Source organism: Thioclava sp. F42-5, from assembly GCF_002213195.1.
In the GTDB taxonomy this organism is placed as follows: domain Bacteria; phylum Pseudomonadota; class Alphaproteobacteria; order Rhodobacterales; family Rhodobacteraceae; genus Thioclava; species Thioclava nitratireducens.
The window spans coordinates 15,718-39,429 of record NZ_NBNZ01000004.1 but is presented as its reverse complement, the minus strand read 5'-3'; the positions used below and the strand labels follow the sequence as shown (position 1 = coordinate 39,429).

Annotated in this window: 22 protein-coding genes; 12 read left to right on the top strand and 10 right to left on the bottom strand. The window is 64.9% G+C overall.

Annotated elements, in window-relative coordinates; genetic code table 11:
* The first annotated feature begins 39 nt into the window (after nucleotides 1-39).
* From B6V74_RS11750 to B6V74_RS11725, 6 genes are all read left to right on the top strand, one after another.
* A complete protein-coding gene (locus B6V74_RS11750) occupies nucleotides 40-1,485 on the top strand; it encodes an aldehyde dehydrogenase family protein (RefSeq protein WP_088722890.1) in 1,446 nt (481 codons plus the stop codon).
* 176 nt (nucleotides 1,486-1,661) lie between these two features.
* Nucleotides 1,662-2,402: an SDR family oxidoreductase gene (locus tag B6V74_RS11745; protein ID WP_088722889.1), complete on the top strand. Its 741-nt coding sequence runs from the start codon at nucleotides 1,662-1,664 to the stop codon at nucleotides 2,400-2,402.
* Between the two features lie 63 nt (nucleotides 2,403-2,465).
* Nucleotides 2,466-3,476, top strand: coding sequence for a P1 family peptidase (locus B6V74_RS11740; RefSeq protein ID WP_088722888.1), 1,011 nt, complete (start codon nucleotides 2,466-2,468; stop codon nucleotides 3,474-3,476).
* A 33-nt stretch (nucleotides 3,477-3,509) separates the two neighbouring features.
* Nucleotides 3,510-4,988, top strand: a complete 1,479-nt coding sequence (locus B6V74_RS11735) for an NAD-dependent succinate-semialdehyde dehydrogenase (RefSeq protein ID WP_088720453.1) — start codon at nucleotides 3,510-3,512, stop codon at nucleotides 4,986-4,988.
* A gap of 112 nt (nucleotides 4,989-5,100) precedes the next feature.
* The gene (locus tag B6V74_RS11730) at nucleotides 5,101-6,504 is read left to right on the top strand and encodes a YcjX family protein (protein ID WP_088722887.1); all 1,404 of its coding nucleotides are present in this window, start codon (nucleotides 5,101-5,103) and stop codon (nucleotides 6,502-6,504) included.
* Complete coding sequence (locus tag B6V74_RS11725) at nucleotides 6,501-7,499, top strand: TIGR01620 family protein (protein ID WP_240497097.1); 999 nt, start codon at nucleotides 6,501-6,503, stop codon at nucleotides 7,497-7,499. The genes B6V74_RS11730 and B6V74_RS11725 overlap by 4 nt, the downstream gene beginning before the upstream one ends.
* A 65-nt stretch (nucleotides 7,500-7,564) precedes the next feature.
* Here the strand turns inward: B6V74_RS11725 and B6V74_RS11720 are convergent, their stop codons facing one another.
* From B6V74_RS11720 to ruvC, 4 genes are all read right to left on the bottom strand, one after another.
* A complete protein-coding gene (locus B6V74_RS11720) occupies nucleotides 7,565-7,972 on the bottom strand; it encodes a group III truncated hemoglobin (protein WP_075775779.1) in 408 nt (135 codons plus the stop codon).
* The gene (ruvB, locus tag B6V74_RS11715; RefSeq protein WP_088720487.1) at nucleotides 7,965-8,999 is read right to left on the bottom strand and encodes a Holliday junction branch migration DNA helicase RuvB; all 1,035 of its coding nucleotides are present in this window, start codon (nucleotides 8,997-8,999) and stop codon (nucleotides 7,965-7,967) included. Before ruvB ends, B6V74_RS11720 begins: the two co-directional genes overlap by 8 nt.
* Nucleotides 9,000-9,082: 83 nt before the next feature.
* Complete coding sequence (gene ruvA / locus B6V74_RS11710) at nucleotides 9,083-9,751, bottom strand: Holliday junction branch migration protein RuvA (RefSeq protein ID WP_088722886.1); 669 nt, start codon at nucleotides 9,749-9,751, stop codon at nucleotides 9,083-9,085.
* Nucleotides 9,748-10,281 (bottom strand): crossover junction endodeoxyribonuclease RuvC, encoded by a 534-nt coding sequence (gene ruvC, locus B6V74_RS11705; protein WP_075775777.1) that lies wholly within the window; start codon nucleotides 10,279-10,281, stop codon nucleotides 9,748-9,750. Before ruvC ends, ruvA begins: the two co-directional genes overlap by 4 nt.
* A 215-nt stretch (nucleotides 10,282-10,496) precedes the next feature.
* Between ruvC and B6V74_RS11700 the strand changes: the two genes are divergently transcribed.
* Nucleotides 10,497-10,682 carry a DUF1127 domain-containing protein gene (locus B6V74_RS11700; RefSeq protein ID WP_075775776.1) on the top strand — a complete coding sequence of 62 codons (186 nt, stop codon included), beginning with the start codon at nucleotides 10,497-10,499 and terminating at the stop codon, nucleotides 10,680-10,682.
* A gap of 78 nt (nucleotides 10,683-10,760) precedes the next feature.
* On the opposite strand, the gene B6V74_RS11695 is transcribed toward B6V74_RS11700, so the two are convergent.
* From B6V74_RS11695 to B6V74_RS11680, 4 genes are all read right to left on the bottom strand, one after another.
* Nucleotides 10,761-11,108 (bottom strand): hypothetical protein, encoded by a 348-nt coding sequence (locus tag B6V74_RS11695; RefSeq protein WP_075775775.1) that lies wholly within the window; start codon nucleotides 11,106-11,108, stop codon nucleotides 10,761-10,763.
* Between the two features lie 91 nt (nucleotides 11,109-11,199).
* Entirely contained in the window at nucleotides 11,200-12,069 is an 870-nt protein-coding gene (locus B6V74_RS11690; protein ID WP_088722885.1) for a 50S ribosomal protein L11 methyltransferase, read from the bottom strand.
* Between the two features lie 80 nt (nucleotides 12,070-12,149).
* A complete protein-coding gene (gene msrA / locus B6V74_RS11685) occupies nucleotides 12,150-12,794 on the bottom strand; it encodes a peptide-methionine (S)-S-oxide reductase MsrA (RefSeq protein ID WP_088722884.1) in 645 nt (214 codons plus the stop codon).
* Between the two features lie 57 nt (nucleotides 12,795-12,851).
* On the bottom strand, nucleotides 12,852-14,084 hold the full coding sequence (locus B6V74_RS11680; protein WP_088722883.1) for an MFS transporter: 1,233 nt from the start codon (nucleotides 14,082-14,084) through the stop codon (nucleotides 12,852-12,854).
* A gap of 123 nt (nucleotides 14,085-14,207) precedes the next feature.
* On the opposite strand from B6V74_RS11680, the gene B6V74_RS11675 reads away from it, so the two are divergent.
* From B6V74_RS11675 to B6V74_RS11665, 3 genes are all read left to right on the top strand, one after another.
* A complete protein-coding gene (locus B6V74_RS11675) occupies nucleotides 14,208-15,272 on the top strand; it encodes a YeeE/YedE family protein (RefSeq protein WP_075775771.1) in 1,065 nt (354 codons plus the stop codon).
* A 312-nt stretch (nucleotides 15,273-15,584) separates the two neighbouring features.
* Nucleotides 15,585-17,480, top strand: a complete 1,896-nt coding sequence (locus B6V74_RS11670) for a PAS domain S-box protein (RefSeq protein WP_088722882.1) — start codon at nucleotides 15,585-15,587, stop codon at nucleotides 17,478-17,480.
* Nucleotides 17,481-17,488: 8 nt separating this feature from the next.
* Nucleotides 17,489-17,875, top strand: coding sequence for a hypothetical protein (locus tag B6V74_RS11665; protein WP_075775769.1), 387 nt, complete (start codon nucleotides 17,489-17,491; stop codon nucleotides 17,873-17,875).
* 38 nt (nucleotides 17,876-17,913) lie between these two features.
* Here B6V74_RS11665 and B6V74_RS11660 read toward each other — a convergent pair whose 3' ends face one another.
* Nucleotides 17,914-18,438, bottom strand: a complete 525-nt coding sequence (locus tag B6V74_RS11660; protein WP_233243104.1) for a hypothetical protein — start codon at nucleotides 18,436-18,438, stop codon at nucleotides 17,914-17,916.
* On the bottom strand, nucleotides 18,431-19,051 hold the full coding sequence (locus tag B6V74_RS19165; protein WP_233243105.1) for a response regulator transcription factor: 621 nt from the start codon (nucleotides 19,049-19,051) through the stop codon (nucleotides 18,431-18,433). Before B6V74_RS19165 ends, B6V74_RS11660 begins: the two co-directional genes overlap by 8 nt.
* 774 nt (nucleotides 19,052-19,825) lie before the next feature.
* Between B6V74_RS19165 and B6V74_RS11650 the strand changes: the two genes are divergently transcribed.
* Both B6V74_RS11650 and B6V74_RS11645 read left to right on the top strand, forming a co-directional pair.
* Nucleotides 19,826-21,202, top strand: a complete 1,377-nt coding sequence (locus tag B6V74_RS11650; protein ID WP_088722881.1) for a hypothetical protein — start codon at nucleotides 19,826-19,828, stop codon at nucleotides 21,200-21,202.
* Between the two features lie 177 nt (nucleotides 21,203-21,379).
* Nucleotides 21,380-23,680, top strand: coding sequence for a hypothetical protein (locus B6V74_RS11645; RefSeq protein WP_088722880.1), 2,301 nt, complete (start codon nucleotides 21,380-21,382; stop codon nucleotides 23,678-23,680).
* The last annotated feature ends 32 nt before the right edge of the window (nucleotides 23,681-23,712 follow it).

The window sequence follows — 23,712 nt, the reverse complement described above, 5'->3', positions numbered from 1 at the left end:
GCGTGCTGCGAAATCGCGTGACAAAAGGAGGTGCCGCGCATGAGTTTGCCGCTTTGGTTCGATCCCGAGGAGATACTGATCGGAGGCGTCTGGCACAAGACCAATGCGCGCCTGCAAGTGGAATGCCCGTCCGATGGGCGCGAAATCGCGCAGATCGCCCGCGGCGGCTCGGAGGAGATCGACGCGGCGGTCGAGGCCGCGCAGGCCGCGCTTGCGGGCGAATGGGGGCAGTTGAGCGCGGCGGAACGCGGGCGGCTCCTGCTGAAGATGTCGGGGCTCGTGCTGGCCCATGCCGAGGATCTCGCGGTGATCGAGGCGCTCGATGTCGGCAAACCACTGACGCAGGCACGGGCCGATGTGGCGGCGCTCGCGCGCTATCTCGAATTCTACGGCGGCGCCGCCGACAAGGTGATGGGCGAGACGATCCCCTATCTCAACGGCTACACCGCCTACACGCTGCGCGAGCCGCATGGTGTGACTGCGCATATCGTGCCGTGGAACTACCCGATGCAGATCATCGGCCGCTCGGTCGGGGCCGCGCTGGCGATGGGCAACGCGGCGGTCGTGAAACCCGCCGAGGAAGCCTCGCTCACCGCGCTGGCCTTCGGACGGATCGCGCAAGAAGCCGGAATGCCAGCCGGGGCGTTGAATATCGTGCCCGGTCTAGGCGAAGAAGCCGGCGCCGCGCTCTCGGCCCATCCGGAGATCGACCACATCTCCTTCACCGGATCGGTCGCGGTGGGCCAGCGCATCCAAGCTGCGGCGGCCACCAATGTCGTGCCCGTCACGCTGGAGCTCGGTGGCAAATCCCCGCAGCTCGTCTTCGCCGATGCCGATCTCGACCGCGCGCTGCCCTTCCTCGTGAATGCGGGCATCCAGAACGCGGGCCAGACCTGCTCGGCGTCGTCGCGCATCCTCGTACAGCGCAGCCGCTACGACGAGGTTCTGGAAATGATGGCCGCACGCTATCGAAGCCTCGTCGCGGGACCCGCGCTTGGCGATCACGACCTCGGCCCGCTGATCTCGGCGCGGCAGAAGGAGATCGTCGAGGGCTACCTCGCGCTCGCGTCCGACCTCACCATCGCGGCCCGAGGCCGGATCGCCGAGGACGTCCCCGCAGGCGGCCATTACGTCGCGCCGACCCTGATCGGTGGCGGCCACGGCGCACATCGGCTCGCGCAGGAGGAAATCTTCGGCCCGGCGCAGATCGTCATCCCCTTCGAGGACGAGGAAGAGGCCGTCGCGATCGCGAACGGCACAGAATACGGGCTCGTCGCCTCGGTCTGGTCGGAGAATGGCGGGCGGACGATGCGGCTCGCTCGGCGGCTCCGCGCGGGGCAGGTCTTCCTGAACAATTACGGCGCGGGCGGCGGGGTGGAGCTTCCCTTCGGCGGCATCGGTAAATCCGGGCACGGGCGCGAGAAAGGGTTCGAGGCGCTCTATGGCTTCTCCGTCCTGAAAACCGTCGCCGCCTGGCATGGCTGAGGGTTTCGGCTTGGCGGAAATACCCCGGGGGTGAGGCGGGATCAGCGGCCTTCCGGTGGAAGGACGCCCCGACGAACGCCCGAAGCGCAAGCGAAGGGCCGGAACCGGGGCAGAGCCCCCTTGCACCCGATGTGTCCTGCGACAACAGTAGGCCCCGAGGAGGAGGAGGAGGAGAGATGAGACTGGAAGGCAAAAGCGCGATCGTCACCGGCGCGGGCTCGGGCTTCGGGGCGGGGATCGCGCGCCGCTTCGCCGCCGAGGGCGCGCGTGTACTGGTCGCGGATCTCAACGCGGAGGCCGCACAGGCCATTGCGGACGAAACCGGCGGCGTGGCCTGCACCGTGGATGTCAGCCGCGATGCGGATGTTGCTGCCATGGCAGAGGCCGCACGCGAGGCCTTCGGTCAGATCGACATTCTGGTGAACAACGCCGGGACCACCCATCTGCCGAAGCCGATGGAGGACGTGAGCGAGGAGGAATTCGATCGCATCCTGAGGGTGAACGCGAAATCGGTCTACCTGACGGCGCGCCATATCGTGCCGGAGATGAAGGCGCGCGGCGCGGGCGCGATCCTGAACGTGGCCTCCACCGCCGGCGTCAGTCCGCGGCCCAATCTGAGTTGGTACAACGCCTCGAAGGGCTGGATGATCACAGCCACCCGCGCGATGGCGGTCGAGCTGGCGCCGTCCGGCGTGCGGGTCAACGCGATCAACCCGGTCGCCGGAGAGACCCCGCTCCTGAAGAGCTTCATGGGTGAGGACACACCGAAGATCCGTGCGAAGTTTCTCTCCACCATCCCGCTCGGGCGGTTTTCGACCCCCGAAGATATGGCGAATGCAGCGCTGTTCCTGTGCTCGGACGAGGCGAGCATGATCACCGGCGTTGCGCTGGAAGTGGATGGCGGGCGCTGTATCTGAGAACAGCGGTTTGACTTGGGGGCGTTGCCCCCAAACCCCCAGGATATTTGGACCAAGAGGAAGATGAAGGCAGGGCCGAACAATCTGATCACCGATATCGCCGGGCTGCGCGTGGGCAATGCCGAAGATGCGGGCCTGCGCTCGGGCGTGAGCGTTCTGGTCGGCGAGCGCCCCTTCACGGCGGCGGTGCAGGTGATGGGCGGCGCCCCCGGGACGCGGGAGACCGATCTTCTTGCGCCGGACAAGCTGGTGCAGGAGGTCGATGCGCTTGTGCTCTCGGGCGGTTCGGCCTTCGGGCTTGGTGCCTGCGATGGGGTGATGGCGGGGCTGCGCGCGCAAGGCCGCGGTTTCGCGGTGGGCGATCAGCGCGTTCCGATCGTGCCCGGCGCGATCCTGTTCGATCTGCTCAATGGTGGCGACAAGAGTTGGGTCGACACGCCCTATCCCGGGCTCGGGCGCGCGGCGCTCCAGGCGGCTTCTGAGCGGTTCGAGATCGGCAGCGCCGGGGCGGGCTTCGGGGCGATGACCGGCACGGTGAAGGGCGGACTTGGCTCTGCCTCGGCCGTGCTGGAGAGCGGCTTCACGGTGGGGGCGCTCGTAGCAGTCAATGCGCTCGGCTCGGCGATCGTCGGCGAGGGGCCGCATTTCTGGGCCGCGCCTTGGGAAATCGCAGGCGAATTCGGCGGGCTCGGTCCAGCGCCCCGGCACGATCCCGCCACCGAGCCCGAACCGACGAAACGCCAGGGCGAGGCCACCACCATCGCCATCGTCGCGACCGATGGAGCCCTCAGCCAAGCGCAGGCACAGCGCATGGCCACCGCGGCCCATGACGGCATGGCGCGGGCCATCGTGCCCTCGCACACGCCGATGGACGGCGATCTGATCTTCGCCGCCGCGACCGGCGAGAAGCCCCTGCACGACCCGGTCCGCGACCCGTACCAGCTTGGCCATGCGGCGTCTTGCGTGCTTGCCCGGGCCATCGCCCGCGCCATCTATGAGGCCAAAGAACACCCCGGCGATCTGCAGCCCTGCTGGCGCAGCCGTTACGGAACATCCCACACCCCGGCGCATTGACCGGACGACCCATCCAGCCCTTCGGAGGACATCATGCTCGACGACAAGACCGACCTCAAATCCATCCTCAAGGATCCCTCGCTTCTGGTGACCAAGGCCCTCGTCGCGGGCGAATGGGTCGATGCCGATGACGGCACCACCTTCGAGGTGACCAACCCGGCGCGCGGCGACGTGATCTGCACCGTGCCCGATCTGGGCCGCGCCGAAACCGCGCGCGCCATCGCCGCTGCAGACGAGGCGATGAAGGACTGGGCGGCGCGCACCGGCAAGGAACGCGCGCAGATCATGCGCAAATGGTACGACCTGATGATGGAGAACCAGGACGATCTCGGCGCGATCCTGACCGCCGAGATGGGCAAGCCGCTGGCCGAGGCGAAGGGCGAGATCGCCTATGGCGCAGGCTTCATCGAGTGGTTCGGCGAAGAGGCCAAGCGCGTCTACGGCGAGACGATCCCGGGCCATCAGCGCGACAAGCGGATCACCGTGATCAAGCAGCCGATCGGGGTCGCCGCCTCGATCACGCCGTGGAACTTTCCCAACGCGATGATCGCGCGCAAGGCGGGCCCGGCGCTTGCCGTGGGCTGCGGCTTCGTCTGCCGCCCGGCCTCGGAGACGCCGCTCTCGGCGCTGGCGATGGCGGTACTGGGTGAACGGGCGGGCCTGCCCAAAGGCATCCTCTCGGTCATCACCTCCGCGAAAGCCTCCGATATCGGCAAGGAATTCTGCGAGAACCACACCGTGCGCAAGCTGACCTTCACCGGCTCGACCGAGGTGGGCCGTATCCTGCTGCGTCAAGCGGCGGATCAGGTGATGAAATGCTCGATGGAGTTGGGCGGCAACGCGCCCTTCATCGTGTTCGACGACGCAGATCTCGATGCGGCGGTCGAAGGCGCGATGGCGTCGAAATTCCGCAATAACGGTCAGACCTGCGTCTGCGCCAACCGCATCTACGTCCAGTCCGGGGTCTATGACGCTTTCGCCGAGAAGCTGGCCAAGGCGGTCGAGAAGCTCAAGGTGGGCGATGGTCTGAAGGAAGGCGTAGAGGCCGGTCCGCTGATCAACGAGGACGCGGTCAAGAAGGTGCAGGAGCACATTCAGGACGTGCTCGACCACGGCGGCTCGATCGTCACCGGCGGCGCGCGGCACGAGATGGGCGGTACCTTCTTCCAGCCGACCGTGCTGACCGGGGTCACGCAGGAGGCCAAGGTATCGCATGAGGAGACCTTCGGCCCGGTCGCCCCGCTCTTCAAGTTCGAGACCGAGCAGGAGGCGATCGCCAAGGCCAATGACACGATCTTCGGCCTCGCGAGCTATTTCTACGCCCGCGACGTGGGCCGCATCACCCGCGTGCAGGAGGGTCTGGAATACGGGATCGTCGGCGTGAACACCGGCCTGATCTCGACCGAAGTCGCGCCTTTCGGCGGCGTGAAGCAATCCGGTCTGGGCCGCGAGGGGTCGCATCACGGCGTCGAGGACTATCTCGAGATGAAATATATCTGTCTCGCGGTCTGAGATCGGCGCGCGGCAGAAGAAATCTTCGGAGGGCGGGCCGCGTGTCCGCCCTCTCTTTCATTAATACTCACCGCTGCTTATCTTGTTCGTGAACGAGGACGAGGGGCAGGCTTTGGGCATTTCCGACATTGCGGACGGCATCACGCGCGGGATCGAAGGCATGGGCCAATCGGTCTCGGAAGCGCTGTTCGAACCGGTGATCCGGCTCGGCGTGACGGGCCTGTCGCGCGCGGGCAAGACCGTGTTCATCACTTCGCTGGTCGCGAACCTGCTGGACCGGGGGCGGATGCCTGCGCTGGGGTCCGCCTCCGACATCACCGCCGCCCATCTGCAGCCGCAGCCGGACGACACCGTGCCGCGCTTCGACTACGAGAGCCACCTTGCCGCGCTGACTGGCCCGTCACCGCATTGGCCGGACGGCACGCGCGCGGTCTCGGAGTTGCGCCTGTCCTTCCGCATCCAGCCGCGCGGGATACTGGGCGCGGTGCGCGGGCCGCGCGTCGTGCATCTCGACATCGTGGATTATCCCGGCGAGTGGCTGCTCGACCTCGGGCTGATGGACAAGAGCTATGCCGAGTGGTCGGCCGAGGCGCTGGCGCGTCTGCCGAACCGTCCGCAAGGCGCAGAGTATCTGGCGCAGTCCGAAGCGACGGATGGCACGGCGGAGTTCACCGAGCCGCAGGCCAAGGCGCTGGCGGCGGGCTTCACCCGGTATCTGGTCGCGGCGCGCGATGCGGGGTTCTCCGATTGCACGCCGGGGCGCTTCCTGCTGCCCGGAGAGATGGCCGGATCGCCCGCGCTGACCTTCGCGCCGCTGCCCGCGGGCGACGCCCCACGCGGCTCGCTCCGGCGAGAGATGGAGCGGCGCTACGACGCCTATAAGCGCGAAGTGGTCCGCCCCTTCTTCCGCGACCATTTCGCCAAGATCGACCGGCAGGTGGTGCTGGTCGACGTACTGGGCGCGATCCATTCAGGGCCCGCCGCGCTCGACGATCTGCGGCAGGCGATGGCCGATATCCTGGCGGCCTTCCGCCCGGGGCGCGCAAGCTGGCTGACCTCGCTGATCGGCGGCAAGCGGGTGGAGAAAATCCTCTTCGCCGCGACCAAGGCCGATCACCTGCACCACACCCAACACGCCCGCCTGACCGCGATCACCGGCGCGCTGCTACGCGAAGCCAAGGACCGCGCCGATTTCGCGGGCGCGAAGACGCTGGCCCTGTCGATCGCGGCGCTGCGCAGCACTACGGAAGAAACCCTCACCCATGACGGGGCGGAGTTGCAGGCGGTGCGCGGGCGGCTGGAGAATGGTAAATCGGTCGCGCTCTATCCCGGCGAATTGCCCGCCGACCCGGCGCAGCTTCTCTCGCCCGCCGCCCAAGGGGCCAGCGCATGGCTTGACGAAGACTATTCGATCATGAACTTCGCCCCGGCCCCGGTGATCCTGAGGCCCGGCGAAGGCCCGCCGCATATCCGGCTCGACCGCGCGGCCGATTTCCTGATCGGGGACAAGCTATGAAAAAACCGGTGATGATCGAGATCGAGGACGCGCCCTCGCCCGCCGAGGCCGCGCCGATCGAGGATATGCCGAGCGCGACCGAGGAGCGGCTGGAAGGCCGCGCCATGCAGATCGCGACCCGACTGGGGGCACGCCGCGCCTCGCCCATCGTGAGGTTCTTCTGGCGCGCGACAGTGGCGCTGGTCGGTTTCCTGATTTCCGTCGCGCTCTGGCGCTTCATCGACGGGCTGTTCGCCACCCATCCGATCCTCGGCTGGATTGGCACCGCGCTGGTAGCGGCCTTCGCGCTTGGCGCGCTGCTGATCACGGCGCGCGAAATCGCCGCCTTCTCGCGGCTGGCGCGGCTCGACAAGGTCCACAAGGAAGTCTCGGAAGCGTTGAGCGCCGACGACCTAAGCCGCGCCCGCAAGGTGACGGCCCATGTCTCCGGCCTCTATGCCGCGCGGCCCAAAATGGATTGGGCGCGCAAACGACTGGCCGAGCAAACGGGCGAAGTGCTCGACACCGACACGCTGATGGGGCTGGCAGAGACAGAGCTGATGGGACCGCTCGACGCCGCGGCCCGGCTGGAGATCGAAGCCGCGTCGCGCACCGTCGCCACGGTGACCGCCGTCGTGCCGCTTGCGCTGGCCGATGTGTTCACCGCGCTTACCGCAAACCTGCGGATGATCCGGCGCATCGCGGAAATCTATGGCGGGCGCTCGGGCACACTCGGCTCGGTGCGGCTGGCGCGGACTGTGATGACCCATCTCGTCGCGACCGGCGCGGTAGCGGCGGGCGACGATCTGATCGAGACCGTCACCGGCGGCCACCTCGTCTCGAAACTCTCGCGTCGCTTCGGCGAAGGCGTGATCAACGGCGCGCTCACCGCCCGAGTCGGCATTGCTGCGCTCGAAGTCTGCCGCCCAATGCCCTTCCGCAAACTTCAAAAGCCCCGCGTAACCAACCTGATCGGGCGGTCGCTGACGGGCGTGTTCGGGAAGAAAGGGGACTGATCGTCTTCTTCTTGGCTTAAATATCCAGGGGGGCTGGCGGTGCCAGCGGGGCAGAGCCCCCATTGTCATTTCAGTTTCGGAATACCGCCCGGAAGCGTCTCGCGTTCGACCACGCCCTGACGCAGGCTCATGCCGATGCGATGGGCGAGCGCTGACCAACCTTCCGCCTGTTCGGGCGAGAGCTCCTCGCGCAGCACCTTGTCGAATTCTGCAAGCCAGGTCGAAAACATGCCCGGGCGCACGTTGCCCGCCGCCCGGTGGACCTGCATGGGCGAGCCGTCATAGACCGGTTTGCGCAGGATCGCGTTCTTCCAGAACCGTGCGACCTTGTCCTCATGTGTCGGCCAGTCGGTGACATGCACCGCAAAGACCGGGCCCAGCATCGCATGTTCCCGGACGCGCTCGTAGAAGCGCGCGACGACGCGGTCGATCTCGGCCTCGGTGATCTCGAAACGTGCCAGGGGATTAGCCATCGCCGAACAGGTCCGTCTGCGGGGTTGCCGGTTTCGGAGCTTCCAGCCCCAGATGCCGCCACGCCCGCGCGCCCAGCATCCGCCCGCGCGGGGTGCGGCTGATCAGGCCCTGTTGCAGCAGGTAAGGTTCGATGACTTCCTCGATCGCGTCGCGGCTTTCCGAGAGCGCGGCCGAAAGCGTCTCCACCCCCACCGGGCCGCCGCCGTAATGATCTGCCATCAGCATCATGTAGCGCCGGTCCGCGCCGTCGAGACCGAGATTGTCGACGCCGAGCCGCGTCAACGCCCGGTCCGCGATCTCGCGGGTCAGCCGCCCGTCGCCTTCGACCAGCGCGAAATCGACGACGCGGCGCAGCAGGCGGCCGGCGATGCGCGGGGTACCGCGGGCGCGCTTGGCGATCTCGCGGGTGCCTTCGGGATCGGACGGGATACCCAGCAGCCGCGACCCGCGCGTCACGATCAGGTCCAGCTCATCCTCGGTGTAGAATTGCAGTCGGGTCGGGATGCCGAAACGGTCGCGCAGCGGCGTCGTCAGCAAACCAAGCCGCGTGGTCGCGCCGACCAGCGTGAAAGGCTGCAATTCGATCCGCACAGTGCGCGCGGCGGGGCCTTCCCCGATCACGAGGTCAAGCTCGAAATCCTCCATCGCGGGATAGAGCACTTCCTCGACCGCCGGATTCATCCTGTGAATCTCGTCGATGAACAGTACATCGCGCGCTTCGAGATTGGTCAGGATCGCAGCCAGATCGCCCGCCTTGGCCAAAACCGGCCCCGAGGTCATCTTGAAATTCACGCCCAGCTCGCGCGCCATGATCTGCGCGAGCGTCGTCTTGCCCAGACCGGGCGGGCCGTGGAACAGCGTGTGATCCATCGCCTGGCTGCGCATCTTCGCGCTCTCGATGAAGACCCGCAGATTGGCGCGGGCCTCGGCCTGACCGGTGAATTCTTCCAGCGCCTGAGGCCGCAGAGCGCGGTCGGCGTCTTCGGGCAAGCGGTCGGGCCGCAACGTGGGATCGGGTTCGCTCATCGTCATCTACTGTCGCGCCTTTGGCGGAGGGGAGCAAGCGGGGCCCTGCCCCGCACCCCGGGATATTTAGATCAAGAAGAAGATCAATCCTTCGGGGCCAGGAGCCGAAGCGCCGCGCGGATCAGCTTGGCGGTGTCGGTGACCTCCGGATCGTCATTGGCCTGCGCCACGGCACCAGCAGCATCGGAAGGCGCGTAGCCCAAATTGGTGAGCGCAGAGATCGCCTCGGCGGTGAAGTTCACCTTCGGCGTGGCGGCGGGCGCGGCTTTCTTCGCGGGCTTTTTCGCGGGCGCATCCTCGATCACCTCGGGAGAGGCGTCGACGGTCAATTCCGCGCCCATTGCCATGACGGAAGGTGCTTTCTCTTTCAGTTCCAGCACCACACGTTGCGCGAGTTTCGGACCGACGCCGGGGGCCGATTTCACCGCCGACCAGTCGCCCAGCGCGATCGCCCGGCCCAGCCCTTCCGCGCCGAGCGTGCCGAGGATCGCGAGCGAGGCTTTCGCACCGATCCCCTGTACCGAGGTCAGCAGCCGGTGCCATTCCTTTTCCAGCAAGCTGGGAAAGCCGAAGAGTTGCAACAGGTCTTCGCGCACCAGCAAGTCGGTATAGAGCGCGCAGGCCTCGCCTACGGGCGGCAGAGATTGTGCAGTGCGCTGGCTGACATGGACGACATAGCCCACCCCGCGCACGTCGATCATGACGTGGTCGAGCGCGCGGTGGATGATGACGCCTGCGATGCGACCGATCATGCGCGCCTCCGTTGCGTCGTGCCGAGGGCCTCGCGGGAGAGCCGCGCCGCGTTCATCCGGGCCGCCGATTGCAGGTGGAAGGCGTGGCAGATCGCGATGGCGAGCGCATCGGCGGCATCCGGGCCTTCGAGCTGCACGCCGGGCAGTTGGTGGCGCACCATGTGCTGCACCTGCGTCTTGTCGGCATGACCGACGCCGACGACGGTTTTCTTGATCGCGTTCGGGGCGTATTCGCCGACCTCCAGCCCGGCCTGCGCTGGCGCCAGAAGCGCGATGCCGCGCGCCTGCCCCAGTTTCAGCGTCGCAACGGCGTCCTTGTTGACGAAGGTCTGCTCCACCGCCGCGGCCTCGGGCGCGTGAGTCGCGATGACCGCGCTCAGCCCTTCGTGCAGCACCAGCAGGCGCTTTGCCAAATCCTTACCTTCGGAGTGGAGAATCCCGTTCGCGACGTGCCTGAGCCGCGATCCGTCCATCTCGATCACGCCCCATCCGAGATTGCGCAACCCCGGATCGATCCCGATCACCCGCATCTGCCCTGCCTCGTTCTCGTGTTGTTTCGCAAGAACTAGCACGAAAAGGGAACATCGGCCAGAGGCGATGCAGAAACAGGCCTTCTATCACATGCGATTCCTGCATGGCGGGGCTGCCAAAACTGAGATTGTTTTCGCGCTCTGCCAGTCTTATCTGCGCCTCAGAAGATGGAATGCCCGAAACTTGAGCAGTTTGTGAACGAAGGATCCTCCCCATGGCTTCGATGGATATCAACACCCGCATGAGCCGCAGCGCCCGACCGAGCGTCATCACCTCGCTGATCGCCGCCCTGCACGACTGGAACGACGCACGCGTCACCCGCAAGGCTCTGATGAAGCTCAGCGACCGCGCGCTGGACGATATCGGCCTGACCCGGCTCGACGTGGCGCGTCTGCGCTAAGTCGACCGAAAGGTCATGCGAAAAGGGCTGCCCCGGCAACGGCGCAGCCCTTTCTTTTTGGGATACAGGCTTGGGTGCCTAGCCGATGAACGGTGCGAGCCAGCCGGCGATTTTCCGGGTAATCGGATCGGCATGCATGATCCAGGCCCCCACCCGTTCGAATTGCGAACCACCGGCGAGGCTTGCGACACGCGCCTCGTAGCTAGCCTGCCCAACCTGGGCGAGCATGGCGCCCTTCACCAGCAGAATACCGGCGAAGATCAGCGCCACACCGCGCAACGGAAAATGGCGCCGCACCTTGGGACGCATGGAGTCGAAATAGCTGCGGCCCAAGGCACCGGACGCCTCGAATGCGCCGCCAGCCTGATGAATCTGGTCGATCCGATGCAGCCGCTTTTCAAAGGACTCTATTTGTGGATCGCGCATGGCAAACCCCGTTGACTGCGATGCCCCGAAGGCAATTTCTCAAGACAGGGTAAAGCAATCCTTACGACAATCAGAGCGGATTTGTGGCGGATTAGGCGCGCTGCATGACCAATGTCGTCCATTCGCCGAATTCCTTACGCGAATGGGAAACAAAGCCCTGCGCCTGATAGGCGGCGACGACTTCATCGGCCTGTTCGTTGAGAATCCCGCTGAGGATCACAAAGCCCGATTCGGCGCAGTTGCGGCCCATTTCGGGGGCAAGCGCGACGAGCGGGCCTTTCAGGATATTGGCGAAGATCAGATCGAAGGGGGCGGCCTCTTTCAGACGCGCGTCGCCGAAGCCCGCAGCTTCGATGCAGATCACGCGGCCCTCAAGATCGTTCACCGCGACATTCGCCGCTGCCGTTTCCACCGCGACCGGATCGATATCGGAGGCCAGAACCGGCTCGGGCCAGAGCTTCGCCGCCGCCATCGCGAGAACGGCGGTGCCACAGCCGATATCGGCGACGTTGTGGAAGGCATGGCCTTCCTTCGCCAGATCGTCGAGCGCGGTCAGGCAGCCCGAGGTGGTCCCGTGATGGCCCGTCCCGAAGGCCATCGCCGCATCGATCCGCAGGGCGATCGTATCGGCGGGAATTTTGTCCTCGTCATGGCTGCCGTAGAGGAAGAAGCGGCCCGCGCGCACCGGGGCCAGTTCGCGCCGCACATGGGCGACCCAATCGGTCTCAGGGATTTCCGAAACGACGAAGGGCTGCGCCCCGTGCGAGATCGCCAGCAGGTCAAGCGCCACGTCGTCAGGTGCCTCGAGGAAATAGCCCGAGACCTCATAGCGGCCCGACCCGTCCTCGATTTCGAACACGCCCGTGCCATAGGGGCCGGGATCGAGCTCTTCGAGACGTTCGGACAGCGCCTCGGCGGCCTCGCGATCGGCCAGCGTGGTAAAGGCGGTGAAGGTGGTCATGGGGCGCGCTCCTCGGGATGGTTGCGCCCGGGCTTAGGGCCGCGGGCGCGAACCGTCAAGCGGCCCGCGCGCCCATCGGATCACGCGTTCAGCCCGATCGGGCAGGTCACGCCGGTCCCCCCGATGCCGCAATAGCCGCCGGGGTTCTTCTCCAGATATTGCTGGTGATAATCCTCGGCATAGTAGAAGGGCGGCGCGTCCATGATCTCGGTCGTGATAGTTCCGTAGCCTGCCGCACTCAGGCGCTCTGCATATGCGTCGCGCGAGGCTTCGGCCGCCTCTTTCTGCGCGTCGGTATAGGTGTAAATGCCCGAGCGATACTGGGTGCCGCGATCATTGCCCTGACGCATGCCCTGGGTCGGATCGTGGTTTTCCCAGAAGATGCGGAGCAGATCGTCGTAACTGACCTTGGCCGGATCGTAGATCACGCGGACCACCTCGTTATGGCCGGTCATGCCGGTGCAGACCTCGCGATAGGTCGGGTTGGGCGTCGGCCCGCCCGCGTAACCGACCATGGTCAGCCAGACGCCGTCGGTGTTCCAGAAGATACGTTCGACGCCCCAGAAACAGCCCATGCCGAACATCGCCTCTTCCATGCCCTCGGGCACGGGGGAGCGCAGGTCGCGCCCCCAGAGGAAATGCGGCTCTGCCAGAGGCATCGCCTCGTCGCGGCCCGGCAGGGCCTCGGCCTTGGTGGGAATGGTGGCGGGTTTTCCGAACAGCATTGTGAGTCTCCCTTTCGCGCCCCTCTCAGATAGGCGCGGCTCGACGAAATTTCCAGTTCACGCCGGAACCGGGCCAAGCCCCTGCAGCACGGTCTCGTAGCCTTTCGAGGGGTGACGCGGCACCAGCAGCGCAAGCCCCAGCGAAATCAACGCCATCGAGGCCGCCAGCCCGAAAACCGCGCCGGGCGAGACCATCCAGAGATAGCCCAGCGTCACCGGCAGGAAGACGGCGGCGATATGGTTGATCGTGAAGGCGACGGCGGCGGTGGGCGCGATATCCTCGGGGTCGCAGACCTTCTGAAAATAGGTCTTCTGCGCGAAGGCCAACGCGAACAGCAGATGATCGACGACATAGAGCGCGCAGGCGAGCCAGATGCCCCAGCCGAACCAGTAGATCCCGCCATAAGAAAGAAACAGCAGCGTCAGCCCGACATATTCGAAGATCAGCGCGCGGCGCTCGCCGAAGCGGTGAACGAAGCGGCCCATCGCCGGCGCGGCGGCCATGTTGACCGCGAAGTTGATCAGGAAGAGCGCGGTGATCTCGTCCACCCGCAGCCCGAAGCGCTCGACCATCATGAAGGCGGCGAAGACCACGAAGATCTGCCGACGCGCACCCGCCATGAACGTGATCGCGTAATAGAGCCAGTAGCGGCGACGCAGCACGAATTTCTTCGATTGCGGCTCGCGGGTGTGGAACTGCGGATAAATCAGCGCGGCGGCCGCCATCATCACCATCGTCGCGATCCCGGCGGTGGCGTAGACGAACTCGTAGCTGAGATTGAAGGTCTTCCATGTCAGCACCAGCACCGCGTAGGCGGCGAGCGACGCGCCTGAGCCGATGGCCACGATCCGCCCCAGCGTCTGTGGCGCCTTTGCCTTGTCGATCCACTGCAATTGCAGCGACTGGTTCACCGTCTGGAAATAGTGAAACCCGATCGACGAGAGCAGCGTCACGATGATGAGCCCGGCGAAGCTCGGGAAAAGGGCGGTCACCGCCGTCGCCCCGCCCAGAAGCAGCAGCGACAGGATGGCCAGCGTCTGCTCGCGCATTACCCAGAGCACGACGATCACCCCGATCGCGAGGAACCCCGGCACTTCGCGGAAGCTTTGCAGCCAGCCGATATCGACGCCGTCGAAATTCACCACGTCGATGACGAAGTTGTTCAGGAGCGCCGACCAGGTGGCGAAGGAGATCGGCATGGCAGCGGCCATGACGTAAAGCAGCGCTTCGGGTCTGCGCCAGCGGGGCAGCTCGTGGGCTTCGTCGAGCGGGACGGAACGGAACTTCATCATGCTTTCCTTAGACGCGACGGCAGCGTCCACGGCAAGTCTGCAAAAGGTGCGACCTGACTCAGATCAATGTGCGTTTCTGCGGTTTCTGGCAAAACCCGTGCGCGAACGGGAGATCTAGCTATGGACATCATCGCACTCATCGAGCGGATCGGCGAAGGCCCCACGGCGGCGCTTTTCGGGGTCATCACCGGGCTCATCTTCGGCGTGGCCGCGCAGAAATCGAACTTCTGCCTGCGGGCTGCGACCGTGGAATTCGCGCGGGGCAAGCTGGGCGGCAAGGTCGCGGTCTGGTTTCTGACCTTCTCGACCGCGCTGGTCTGGGTGCAGAGCGCGCAGTTGCTCGACCTGTTCCGGCAGGCCGACAGCCGGATGATGTCGGTGCCGGGCTCATGGTCGGGCGCGATCATCGGCGGCCTCATTTTCGGCGTCGGCATGGTGCTGTCGCGCGGATGTTCGGGGCGGCTTCTCGTGCTCGCGGCGACGGGCAACCTGCGCTCGGTCGTCTCGGGGCTGATCTTCGCCGTAACCGCCACGATGAGCCTCAAGGGCATCCTCGCACCGCTGCGCGATAGACTCGCCGGCCTCTGGATTACCGGGGCGCAGAACGTGAATATCCTCGACGCGCTGCATCTGCCGGACTGGACCGGGCTCGCCGTCGGCATCGTCTTCGCCATCGCAGGCATGTATCTGGCCAAGCGCAACGAGATTGGTGTGAAGACGTGGATCTTCGCCTCCGGCGTCGGCTTCGCGGTCGCGGTGGGCTGGGTGCTGACCTTCATGCTGAGCCAGGTCGCATTCGATCCGGTGCCGGTCAATTCCGTCACCTTCTCGGGCCCCTCGGCCAATACGCTGATGTTCTTCCTCGACCGCCACTCGGTGCTGGAATTCGACGTCGGCCTCGTGCCGGGCGTGGTGCTCGGGGCGTTCCTGAGCTCGCTCCTCTCGCGCCAATTCGCATGGCAGGGCTTTGACTCGGTGCCGGTGATGCGGCGCTCGATGATCGGGGCTGTTTTCATGGGCTTTGGCGCGATGCTCGCCGGCGGCTGCGCCATCGGCAACGGGGTGACGGGCACCTCGGTTCTCGCGGGCACCGCGTGGCTGGCGCTGTTCTGCATGTGGATCGGTGCGATGGTGACCGACTTCCTTCTGGACCAGCGCAGCATGACACCTGCCACAGCCTGCTAAGCGCGCTCTTGCGCTTGCGAATAGCGCGTCCCGAGAGTCTCGGGGCGCCTACGCGCCTTCCTGCCGAAGCGCGAAGCTGCGCGAATCCTCACCTTACGGCACCCGTAAAAAAGCGTTAGATATTTCAGGGAAGAACCGCCGTGGAACTCGCGAAACGCCAGTTCTCGGCGCTGCATTTAGCAAGCACCACAGCTGCCGTACGAAATACCTTGCAAAAAATCGCTTTCGGGGAAAATCGTGATCGCTGTCATGTCTTATGACACTGGGCGCAACGGATTTATCTGAGCATAGGTGGAATATGAAAGCCTGCGCATGAAAACCACTGCACCGCCCTCACCCTCATCCGACCCCCCGCCCCGGTCCCGACTCACCGATCCGGTGCGCCTTCGGGCATTACGCGAGACCGGACTGCTGGAGAGCGCTCCCGCGGACATCTTCGCGCGTGCGACGCGTCTCGCGACGCGGGTGACCGGCGTGCCTATCTCGCTGGTTTCGATCGTCGACGAGAACCGTCAGGTCTTCGTGGCGCAAAGCGGGCTGGATCGCCTCGACGCCCATTCTCCATCGGAGACGCCGCTCACCCATTCCTTTTGCCGCTATGTCGTGGAAACCGATGCGCCGCTGCGTGTGTCCGACGCGCGCGAGGATGCGGTGCTGGGCGAGAATGGCGCGGTGCGCGATCTGGGCGTGATCGCCTATCTCGGTGTGCCGTTGCGCACGATCGAGGGGCAACCGCTCGGCGCGTTCTGCCTGATCGACCGCGAGGCGCGGCAATGGACCGAGGAAGAGTACGAAGCTCTGTCCGACATCGCCGCGGGCGTCGAGGCGGAAATCCGGCTACGCCAACAGATCAACGTCGCCCACCGCGAGGAAAACCGCTACCGCGCCATTCTCGATCAGATGCCGGTCGGCGTGGGCGTGGCCGAGCTGGGCACCGGGCGGCTCCTCGATCTGAACGCGACCGCGATCGAGATGTTCGGCGTGAAGAACGGCGAGGTGGGCAAGCAACTCGCCTTCGACGCTTATACGCCGGAAGGCCGCAAGCTCAGCCTCAGCGAATTTCCGATCGTGCGCGCCGCACGCCACGGCGAAAAGATCAACCATATGGAGCTGCGCTGCGTGCGCCGCGACGGAAGCGAAAGCAACCTGCTGATCTCGGCGCAACCGATCGAGAGCGATCCGCCGGTGGCCGTGGCAACCGCCCTCGACATTTCCGAACTGAACGAGGCGCGCGAACGTGCGGCCGACATTGACCGGCGTCTCGCGAATTTCCACGAAATCACCTCCGACGCGATCATCGAGATCGACCGCGACGACAATATCCGCTTCGCCAATTCTGTCATGCGCGCACGCATCCGTGCCGCTGTCGGGGCCGCGACCGAGTCGCAGGCGATCGGGCGATCGCTCTGGGAAACCGTGCCGCATCTGCGCGAGAGCAAACTGGCGGAGGCACTGGCAGAAGCCCGGCGCACAGGCACGCCGACCGTCGCCGATCAGATCGGGCGCGACGGGCGCATTCTGGAAGCTCGCATCTATCCCGAGAGCGGCGCGATCCTCGCCTATCTGCGCGACGTGACAGAGGAGCGCCAGCTCGCGCAGGCACGCGACACGCTGACGCGCGAGCTCAATCACCGGGTCAAGAACGCTTTCGCGATGATGTCGGGGCTGGTCGGCATGACCGCCCGCCACGCGACGACGCCGGACGAGATGGCGCGGGGCCTGCGCGAACGGATCGGCGCGCTCGCCCGCGCCCATGAGCTGATCAATCCGACCGCCACACCCGAGCGCGATTTCCGCGGCATGGTCGAACTGCGCGAATTGTTGCTGGGCGTGCTTTCGCCCTACACCAATCTCGACGATCCACGGCTGACCCTCGACGGTCCCGCCCTCGCGCTGAACCATGCGGGGTCCACCAACCTCGCGCTGGTAATCCACGAACTGGCCACTAACGCTGTGAAATACGGCGCACTTTCGCACGATGCGGGGCGTCTGGAGCTGACGTGGCGCGAGATCTCCGGCCAGCTCGAGCTTGATTGGCGGGAAAGCGGCCACCCCGGGAAACTGGTGCCATCAAGCAACAGCGGCTTCGGGTCGCGCTTGATAGACCTGACGATTCAGGGCCAATTGCGGGGAACCTATGGAACCGAATGGGTTCCCGACGGGTTCCAAGCTCGCATGACCGTGCCAATGGACCTGATAAAAGGGTAGTATAGCCCATGCTACAGAGCAGTATTTCTTGCCTCGAGGGCAGCAATGTCCTCGTCGTCGAAGATGAATTATTCATCGCCTATGACATCGCCTTCTCGGTCGAGGAAGCAGGCGGTCAGGTTGCGGGACCGTTCGCGACCCTGGCACGTGCGCGTGCGGCGCTTACGGATGACTCGGTCTCCGTAGATGGCGCGATCCTCGACATGAACCTGCTGGACGGATCGGCGGAAGCCCTGATCGTCGAGCTGTGGAAGCGCGAAGTGCCCCTGGTGGTGAACACGGCCGAGCAGCTGCCGCTTGCCTTCCAATCGATCATGCCGGAAATCCCGGTCTTCTCGAAGCCGACGAACCCGTGGGAACTGGCCGAGGCGTTGGGACGCCAGCTGCGCAACTGAGGTTGGCTGTCGCGCAGTTCCGACCTCCCCTGCCCGCCTCAAAGCGGCATCTTGTATTCCTTGGCGATCGCCCAGATCTCGGCATTGATTGCTTGCATTTCGGCAAGCGCGGCTTCCAGTTCGGTAAGCGTCGCGCTGTCCAGAACGCTTTCCTCTCCAATCCGCAGACTGGTCTTGCGATCCGCGATACGCATCTGGATCGCGCGCACCGGTCCTCCGCCCTCGTCGAAAGCGTAGAGGCAATGGTTGAAGTGATTGCGCAGCCCCGACACTTTCTTCATCCGTGCCGACACCGCCAGCACCCGTTCGCAGGCCCGCGGCGCGCAGGGACAGTCGTCGCGCTTGGCCAGCCGATCCACGAGATCGAGCCGCGCACGCGTGGTGTTCAATGTCAGATGGATGATGGTCGCGACGCTCTTGTCGGTCCCGGCGAGCCCGGCGATCAGATGGATCAAGAGGCTCTCGGTATTGGTCCAGGCATAATTGATGCGTCCGATCAGCATCAGGAACCGATCGAAATCCGGCGGGCGCACCTCCGCGGGCGCGGGCGGGTCCTTAGGCACCTCGGATACGGTGATACCAGATCGCCGCCTCGGTGCGGTTGGTGACGCCTAGCTTCCCGATGATGCGGTGGATATGCAGCTTAACCGTATGTTCGGACAGGTTCAGCTTGCCCGCGATGATCTTGTTCGGCTGGCCCGAGGCGAGCATCTCCAGAACCTCGGTTTCGCGCGGCGTCAGCCCCGACAGGCAGATTGCATTGGCAGACTCCGTCGCGGTGGCGCCGTTCAGCATCGGCATCGGCAGCTCTGACGGACGGCAGTGCAGAAGCGCGGGCGGGATGTAGTGCCCCCCCGAGACGATCATCCGCAGGATCAGAAGCCAAGTCGTCAGATTCACGTTCATCGGCAGCAGACTGATGTGATGCGTCAGTATCGCAGAGCCGTGGCGCGCCATCAGATCCTGCGCGTACGCCTCGTCCTCGATCGCGATGATCAGTTTCACGCGCGACAGGAACGGCTCGCGACGTTCCGCGAGCGCGACCAGACCATCGGCGTGATCCTCGTCCACGATCAGCGAACACAGCGTGCCGCGATGATCGATCCGTCCGTCGGACTGCAATTCCTCGAGCAGCGTCTCGAAATCGTTCAGACGCAGGCACGTCGCCGGCGTCACTTCGGCATCTACGGTTCGCAAAACGGTATCGGAAAAAACATGCGATGCGCCAAGAAAGCAGATCGCTGCGTCTTGTTTGCGGCAGGACGGCATCACGCGCGCCCCCGCAGGTTCACTCTTATGCAACGCATTCATGGTGGCCCCCTCGTCCTACCCTGAACTCAAATGTTCGGGCGACTAACCCCACGTCATATCGCCCGCATCCACCATATCACGGACCAGTGAGATCAGCGTTACCCGAAGTGTTTACCCAACGGTAAGGATTCTCTTACGCAACGTAAGTCTAAGCGAATCGCGTCCGGAATCACGGTTTTTCGCTCAACGCCGCTTGGGACGCGTCACAAGTGGTAGGTCGTGATCGAGTCGCCACTACACCTTGTTCAGCTTTGGGCATTTGCGACAACTTCGTGAAAATTTCTCCGATGGTCCGGGATTCCGCAGTCCACAGCGCGGAGCGCATGGGGAAACGGTTGATTTTCAGCCGGTTAAAACGGTGCACCGGCCGGCTAGACCCATTTGCTAGCTAGGTCCACCGGATCACGGGGCGCAGGATGTTGGTGTCGCAGCTGGGGGCTGTGACTCGTCTGTTTCCACATTCCGCCCGGAAAGGGTGACCCACCTGCGAATCGCTCGATTCGGGGATCGGGACCGGGGTGCCGAGCGGTTGGGGAAGCGGACATTCATCGGGGCGAAAGCCCTGCATAGCAATGGTCCGAACCATATCCGTTTTAGACAGAGTGACGGATCCCGGACCGATCAACTGGGAGAAATGAAATGGCGAACAATCGGCACAATTGGGTCCAAGGCGACTGGAAGAACCACATGGAGAACGACGACGATCACGACTCGGACTCGTCGGATAATCACTCGACGCCCGATCCGCAGCAGCAACAGCAGCATCAGAAAGCGGTTTCGGATTCGGATTCGCGTGCGAATGCCGATGCAGACTCGCGTGCGAATGCCGATGCGGATGCTTCCTCGGCGGCGCGTGCCTATGGTGAAGGCGGCGACGCGACCAACACCAACCGCCTCGACGACACGAACCACAACCGTGTCGATACCGACACGACGTCAAACTCGAAAGCGGTCAACAGCAACGACATCACGATCGATTTCCCGGATGAGGGCATCTTCGGCGAAGACAACGACTTCGCGGATATCGACGACTCGAGCGTGGGCGACATGGTCTTTGCCGATGGCGACATGACCTATACCTACGACTACGATCCGGGCGACGACATCAACCTCAGCGACATGCTCAACGGCATGGGCAATGACGTGATGATGGTCAACACGCAGGCCAACACGCTTAACGACAGCGACACGCTCAATGATCCCAAAGTCTCCAACGACGCGAATTTCCAGGTCGACGCCGTGATCAAGGACAATTCGGCGCATTCCGATGACGGAATCGACGCATCCTCCGAAGGCGGCAACGGGGCCGAGGATGTCGGTTCGTCGGGCGGCATGGCGCTCGCGGGTGGCGGTATCGCCCTCTCGGGCGGCGGCGTTTCGCTCGCAGCCTCGGAAACCGAGGGTGAAGGCGACGATGGCGGCGACGGTGGCGACGGCTTCGGTATGGGCCTCGGCATGGGCGGCGGCATGGCGGGTGCTGGAGCGGACGAAGGCGGCGCAATCGCAAACGCCGGCGACGGCGGCGCCGGCATGCCGATGATGATGAAGCATCACCATCCGCAGATGGGCGGCGACGGTGGCAATGCAAGCGCGACCGATTCCGGCCAGGCAATGGCTGATGCACGGGCGACCGGTACTGGTACTGGCTCCGGCACCGGTGACGGCGGGAACGGAGGCGCCGGCGGCGACGGTTACGGATGGTCTTCGACCGGTTCGCAAGCCTCGGGCGGCGGCTCCTGGGCGACCGGCGGCTATGCCGGCGGCGGTAACGGTGGCGGCGACGTCACCGCAGGCGGCGGCGGCAATGGCGGCAGCCTCGGCAACTGGGGTTCGGGCAATGGCGACGATGGTATCGTCACTGGCCAGTCCTATGCCGATGCGAGCGCGGCCATCGACACCACCGCGTTCAACCAGTCGATCGTGATGGGTGCCAACATCCTCGGCAATGCCGTGGATACCACCGTGGTCGGCGGCAACCTGTCGTCCTCCTATATCGGCGACGACGACGCATCGTAAGCAAACACGCGGCGTGCCTCCACGAGAGGCGCGCCGCATTCCGTTCGGGCCGTTTCGCATCGCATCACGCCCGGACCTTGCCCGCGGCGGAGTTCACCCCGCCGGATGCGATGAACCGACAGTCTGACGCCCCGCATCCAAGCGCGGGTTTTCAGCGTCATGAAGGGGGGAAGGAAGATGCTTGACCGGCAGACCGAAATCATCGCCCATTTCATCGGTGCCTTCAATCAGACGACCGAGACCAATGTCGCCCGACAGGAATACGATGCCTTTCGCGCGCTGCAGGCTTCCGCGCCCACGCCGGGGGATCTGCTCTCCGTCAATGTCAGCGTCAATTCGGATTACCTGCTCGAGGATTTCGATCCGTCGCTGCAGCTGAAGCTCCCGCTGGTGCCTCCGCCAGAGGCGCCGTGGCTTCCTTTCGTCGACGATTATCAGCTGCGCGACATCGCGCCGCCCGGATTGCCGTCCGGCCAGCTCGCAATCCCGCCCTATGATTTTCCGCCCGTTCCGGTACCGCTCCAGATGTTTCTCGGAATGGCGCCACCTTCCTCGGTGCTCCACATCACTTCGCAGATCAACACGCTGAGCGATCATGACGCGCTCTACGATAAGCCCTTCATGATGCCGGCAGAGCTGATGGACGAGTACGGCCCAGCGGCCACCTCGTCGAAGCTGATGGCATTGGCCGAATATGCAGATGCGCTGACGGTGAGTGCCGCACCCGTCGGCATGACCGTCGAAGCCCAGGCGGAGGCGCTGATGGCGCAGATCGACGCGCTCGATCCCGATTCCGTGCCCGACGGCGTGACGGCCGCGATGTTCCGCAGCGAGACGATCTTCGCCGCGCCGACCGACCCGGAAGAGGACGACGGTCTCGAGGAGGGCGCAACCGACCCGGAGGCCATGACCGAGCTGCAAAGCGAAAGCCTCGACGGTGAAGAGGCGGCGGCCTCCCTCCTGCCACCCGCGTTTTCGGGCGCGGTCGTGTTCGACGGGCAGCTCATGGACGAATTGCCCGAGACATTGAAACTTCGGCTGGAAGCACGCGACCCCTCGGACGACGAGTCGGAGGATACACCGCTCGACGCGGGTGTGATCGAGGTGGAGACCGACGGTATCGGCGGAGATGGCGAAGGGGCGGCCGGAACGGTCCAAGGCCCCGATATGCCCGTCGATCCCGCGGGCATGGCACTGGAAATCGCGCAGAGCCTCAGCACCGGCAACAACCTTCTGCTGAACCAGTCACAGGTGGTGCATGACTGGCTCGATGCGCCGGTGATCGCGGTCGGCGGATCGGTGACCTCGCTCTCGGTGATCTCGCAGGTGAACGTGCTGCGCGACGCGGATATGAAGCCCGGTCTCGGCCACCATGGCACAGGCAACAGCGCGGGCGGGCAAGGCTTGGGTAATGGTGACAGCGCCGACCCGCTCGCCTCGCTAGGCCACAACGTCGCGGTCTACACGCAAGAGGCCAATCCCGCGAACTTCCTTAACCTAGTGATGCCGCCCGGCGGCAGCCTGATCGCGATGACGGAAATTCGCGGTGACCTGATTGTCGACAACCACATGACGCAGGTGAACGCGGTCTCCGAAGGGGATCTGGTGAGCTTCGAATTCGGCTCCTATTCCGCCGAGATCGTGATGGGCGACAACTCGACCGTCAACCTGCAGCTTCTGCTGGAAGCGGGCGCGCAGTTCGACCTGATCATGATCGGCGGCAACATGTACGAGATCGCTCAGCTCGAGCAGATCAACGTATTGCTCGACGACGATCTGGTGATGAGCGGCGCGGGCGGCATCGGACACGGCGGCGTGGGCCATGTCTCGAGCGAGGATAACCTGCTGTGGAATGAGGCGCATCTGACCAAAGTGGGCATCGACACGCAGTTGGAGATGGACCCGCAATATCAGAACGTCCTCGACCAGCTGGCGGAGATTTACAGCGGCCTCGATCCGAACCCGGGCGAAGGCTATTCGATGCCGCCGGGCGCGGCCTACGACGCGGTCGAAGGGCTGCTGGGCGACGAGCTTTTGGGCGGCCAGATGGCACTGCGGGTACTCTATATCGAAGGAGACCTGATCGTTCGCGACAACCTCACCCAGATCAACATTCTCGAAGATGCCGACCTGATATCGGTCGACGGTCCGGGCGAATTCGACGTCGATGCGGGCGGCAACACGCTCGCCAACGTCTCGTCGCTGACTGTCGCGGGCGTCGACAGCACGATCATGGCCGCCGATGGCGTCTATTCCGACGCGGTGATCTGGCAGGCGGGGATGATGGACGATGGCAGCGGCGGTCCCCTCGGCCCGACGAGCCCCAGCGAAGGGGCGCTTGCCTCGGAGGCGGTGGCGTTCCTCGCGGACGGGATGATCGAGAACGCGCCGACTTACGACGATGACGAATTCCAGGTGCATCCGGGCTCCCACGGGGGAAGCGGGTCGCTCGATGCATTGCACACGGTTCTGGCCTGACGGAGGGGCGGAACTTCATTCACTAGGGGAAC

Excerpts from the sequence above, each read along its gene's own strand:
- B6V74_RS11740 (WP_088722888.1), top strand. The coding sequence starts at position 2,466 with ATGAAGGCAGGGCCGAACAATCTGATCACCGATATCGCCGGGCTGCGC.
- B6V74_RS11645 (WP_088722880.1), top strand. The coding sequence starts at position 21,380 with ATGCTTGACCGGCAGACCGAAATCATCGCCCATTTCATCGGTGCCTTC.
- msrA (WP_088722884.1), bottom strand. The coding sequence starts at position 12,794 with ATGCTGTTCGGAAAACCCGCCACCATTCCCACCAAGGCCGAGGCCCTG.
- B6V74_RS11665 (WP_075775769.1), top strand. The coding sequence starts at position 17,489 with ATGCTACAGAGCAGTATTTCTTGCCTCGAGGGCAGCAATGTCCTCGTC.
- ruvA (WP_088722886.1), bottom strand. The coding sequence starts at position 9,751 with ATGATCGGTCGCATCGCAGGCGTCATCATCCACCGCGCGCTCGACCAC.
- B6V74_RS11695 (WP_075775775.1), bottom strand. The coding sequence starts at position 11,108 with ATGCGCGATCCACAAATAGAGTCCTTTGAAAAGCGGCTGCATCGGATC.
- B6V74_RS11670 (WP_088722882.1), top strand. The coding sequence starts at position 15,585 with ATGAAAACCACTGCACCGCCCTCACCCTCATCCGACCCCCCGCCCCGG.
- B6V74_RS11650 (WP_088722881.1), top strand. The coding sequence starts at position 19,826 with ATGGCGAACAATCGGCACAATTGGGTCCAAGGCGACTGGAAGAACCAC.
- B6V74_RS11720 (WP_075775779.1), bottom strand. The coding sequence starts at position 7,972 with ATGGCTAATCCCCTGGCACGTTTCGAGATCACCGAGGCCGAGATCGAC.
- B6V74_RS11690 (WP_088722885.1), bottom strand. The coding sequence starts at position 12,069 with ATGACCACCTTCACCGCCTTTACCACGCTGGCCGATCGCGAGGCCGCC.
- B6V74_RS11735 (WP_088720453.1), top strand. The coding sequence starts at position 3,510 with ATGCTCGACGACAAGACCGACCTCAAATCCATCCTCAAGGATCCCTCG.
- B6V74_RS11700 (WP_075775776.1), top strand. The coding sequence starts at position 10,497 with ATGGCTTCGATGGATATCAACACCCGCATGAGCCGCAGCGCCCGACCG.
- B6V74_RS11745 (WP_088722889.1), top strand. The coding sequence starts at position 1,662 with ATGAGACTGGAAGGCAAAAGCGCGATCGTCACCGGCGCGGGCTCGGGC.
- B6V74_RS11725 (WP_240497097.1), top strand. The coding sequence starts at position 6,501 with ATGAAAAAACCGGTGATGATCGAGATCGAGGACGCGCCCTCGCCCGCC.
- ruvC (WP_075775777.1), bottom strand. The coding sequence starts at position 10,281 with ATGCGGGTGATCGGGATCGATCCGGGGTTGCGCAATCTCGGATGGGGC.
- B6V74_RS11675 (WP_075775771.1), top strand. The coding sequence starts at position 14,208 with ATGGACATCATCGCACTCATCGAGCGGATCGGCGAAGGCCCCACGGCG.
- ruvB (WP_088720487.1), bottom strand. The coding sequence starts at position 8,999 with ATGAGCGAACCCGATCCCACGTTGCGGCCCGACCGCTTGCCCGAAGAC.
- B6V74_RS11750 (WP_088722890.1), top strand. The coding sequence starts at position 40 with ATGAGTTTGCCGCTTTGGTTCGATCCCGAGGAGATACTGATCGGAGGC.
- B6V74_RS11680 (WP_088722883.1), bottom strand. The coding sequence starts at position 14,084 with ATGAAGTTCCGTTCCGTCCCGCTCGACGAAGCCCACGAGCTGCCCCGC.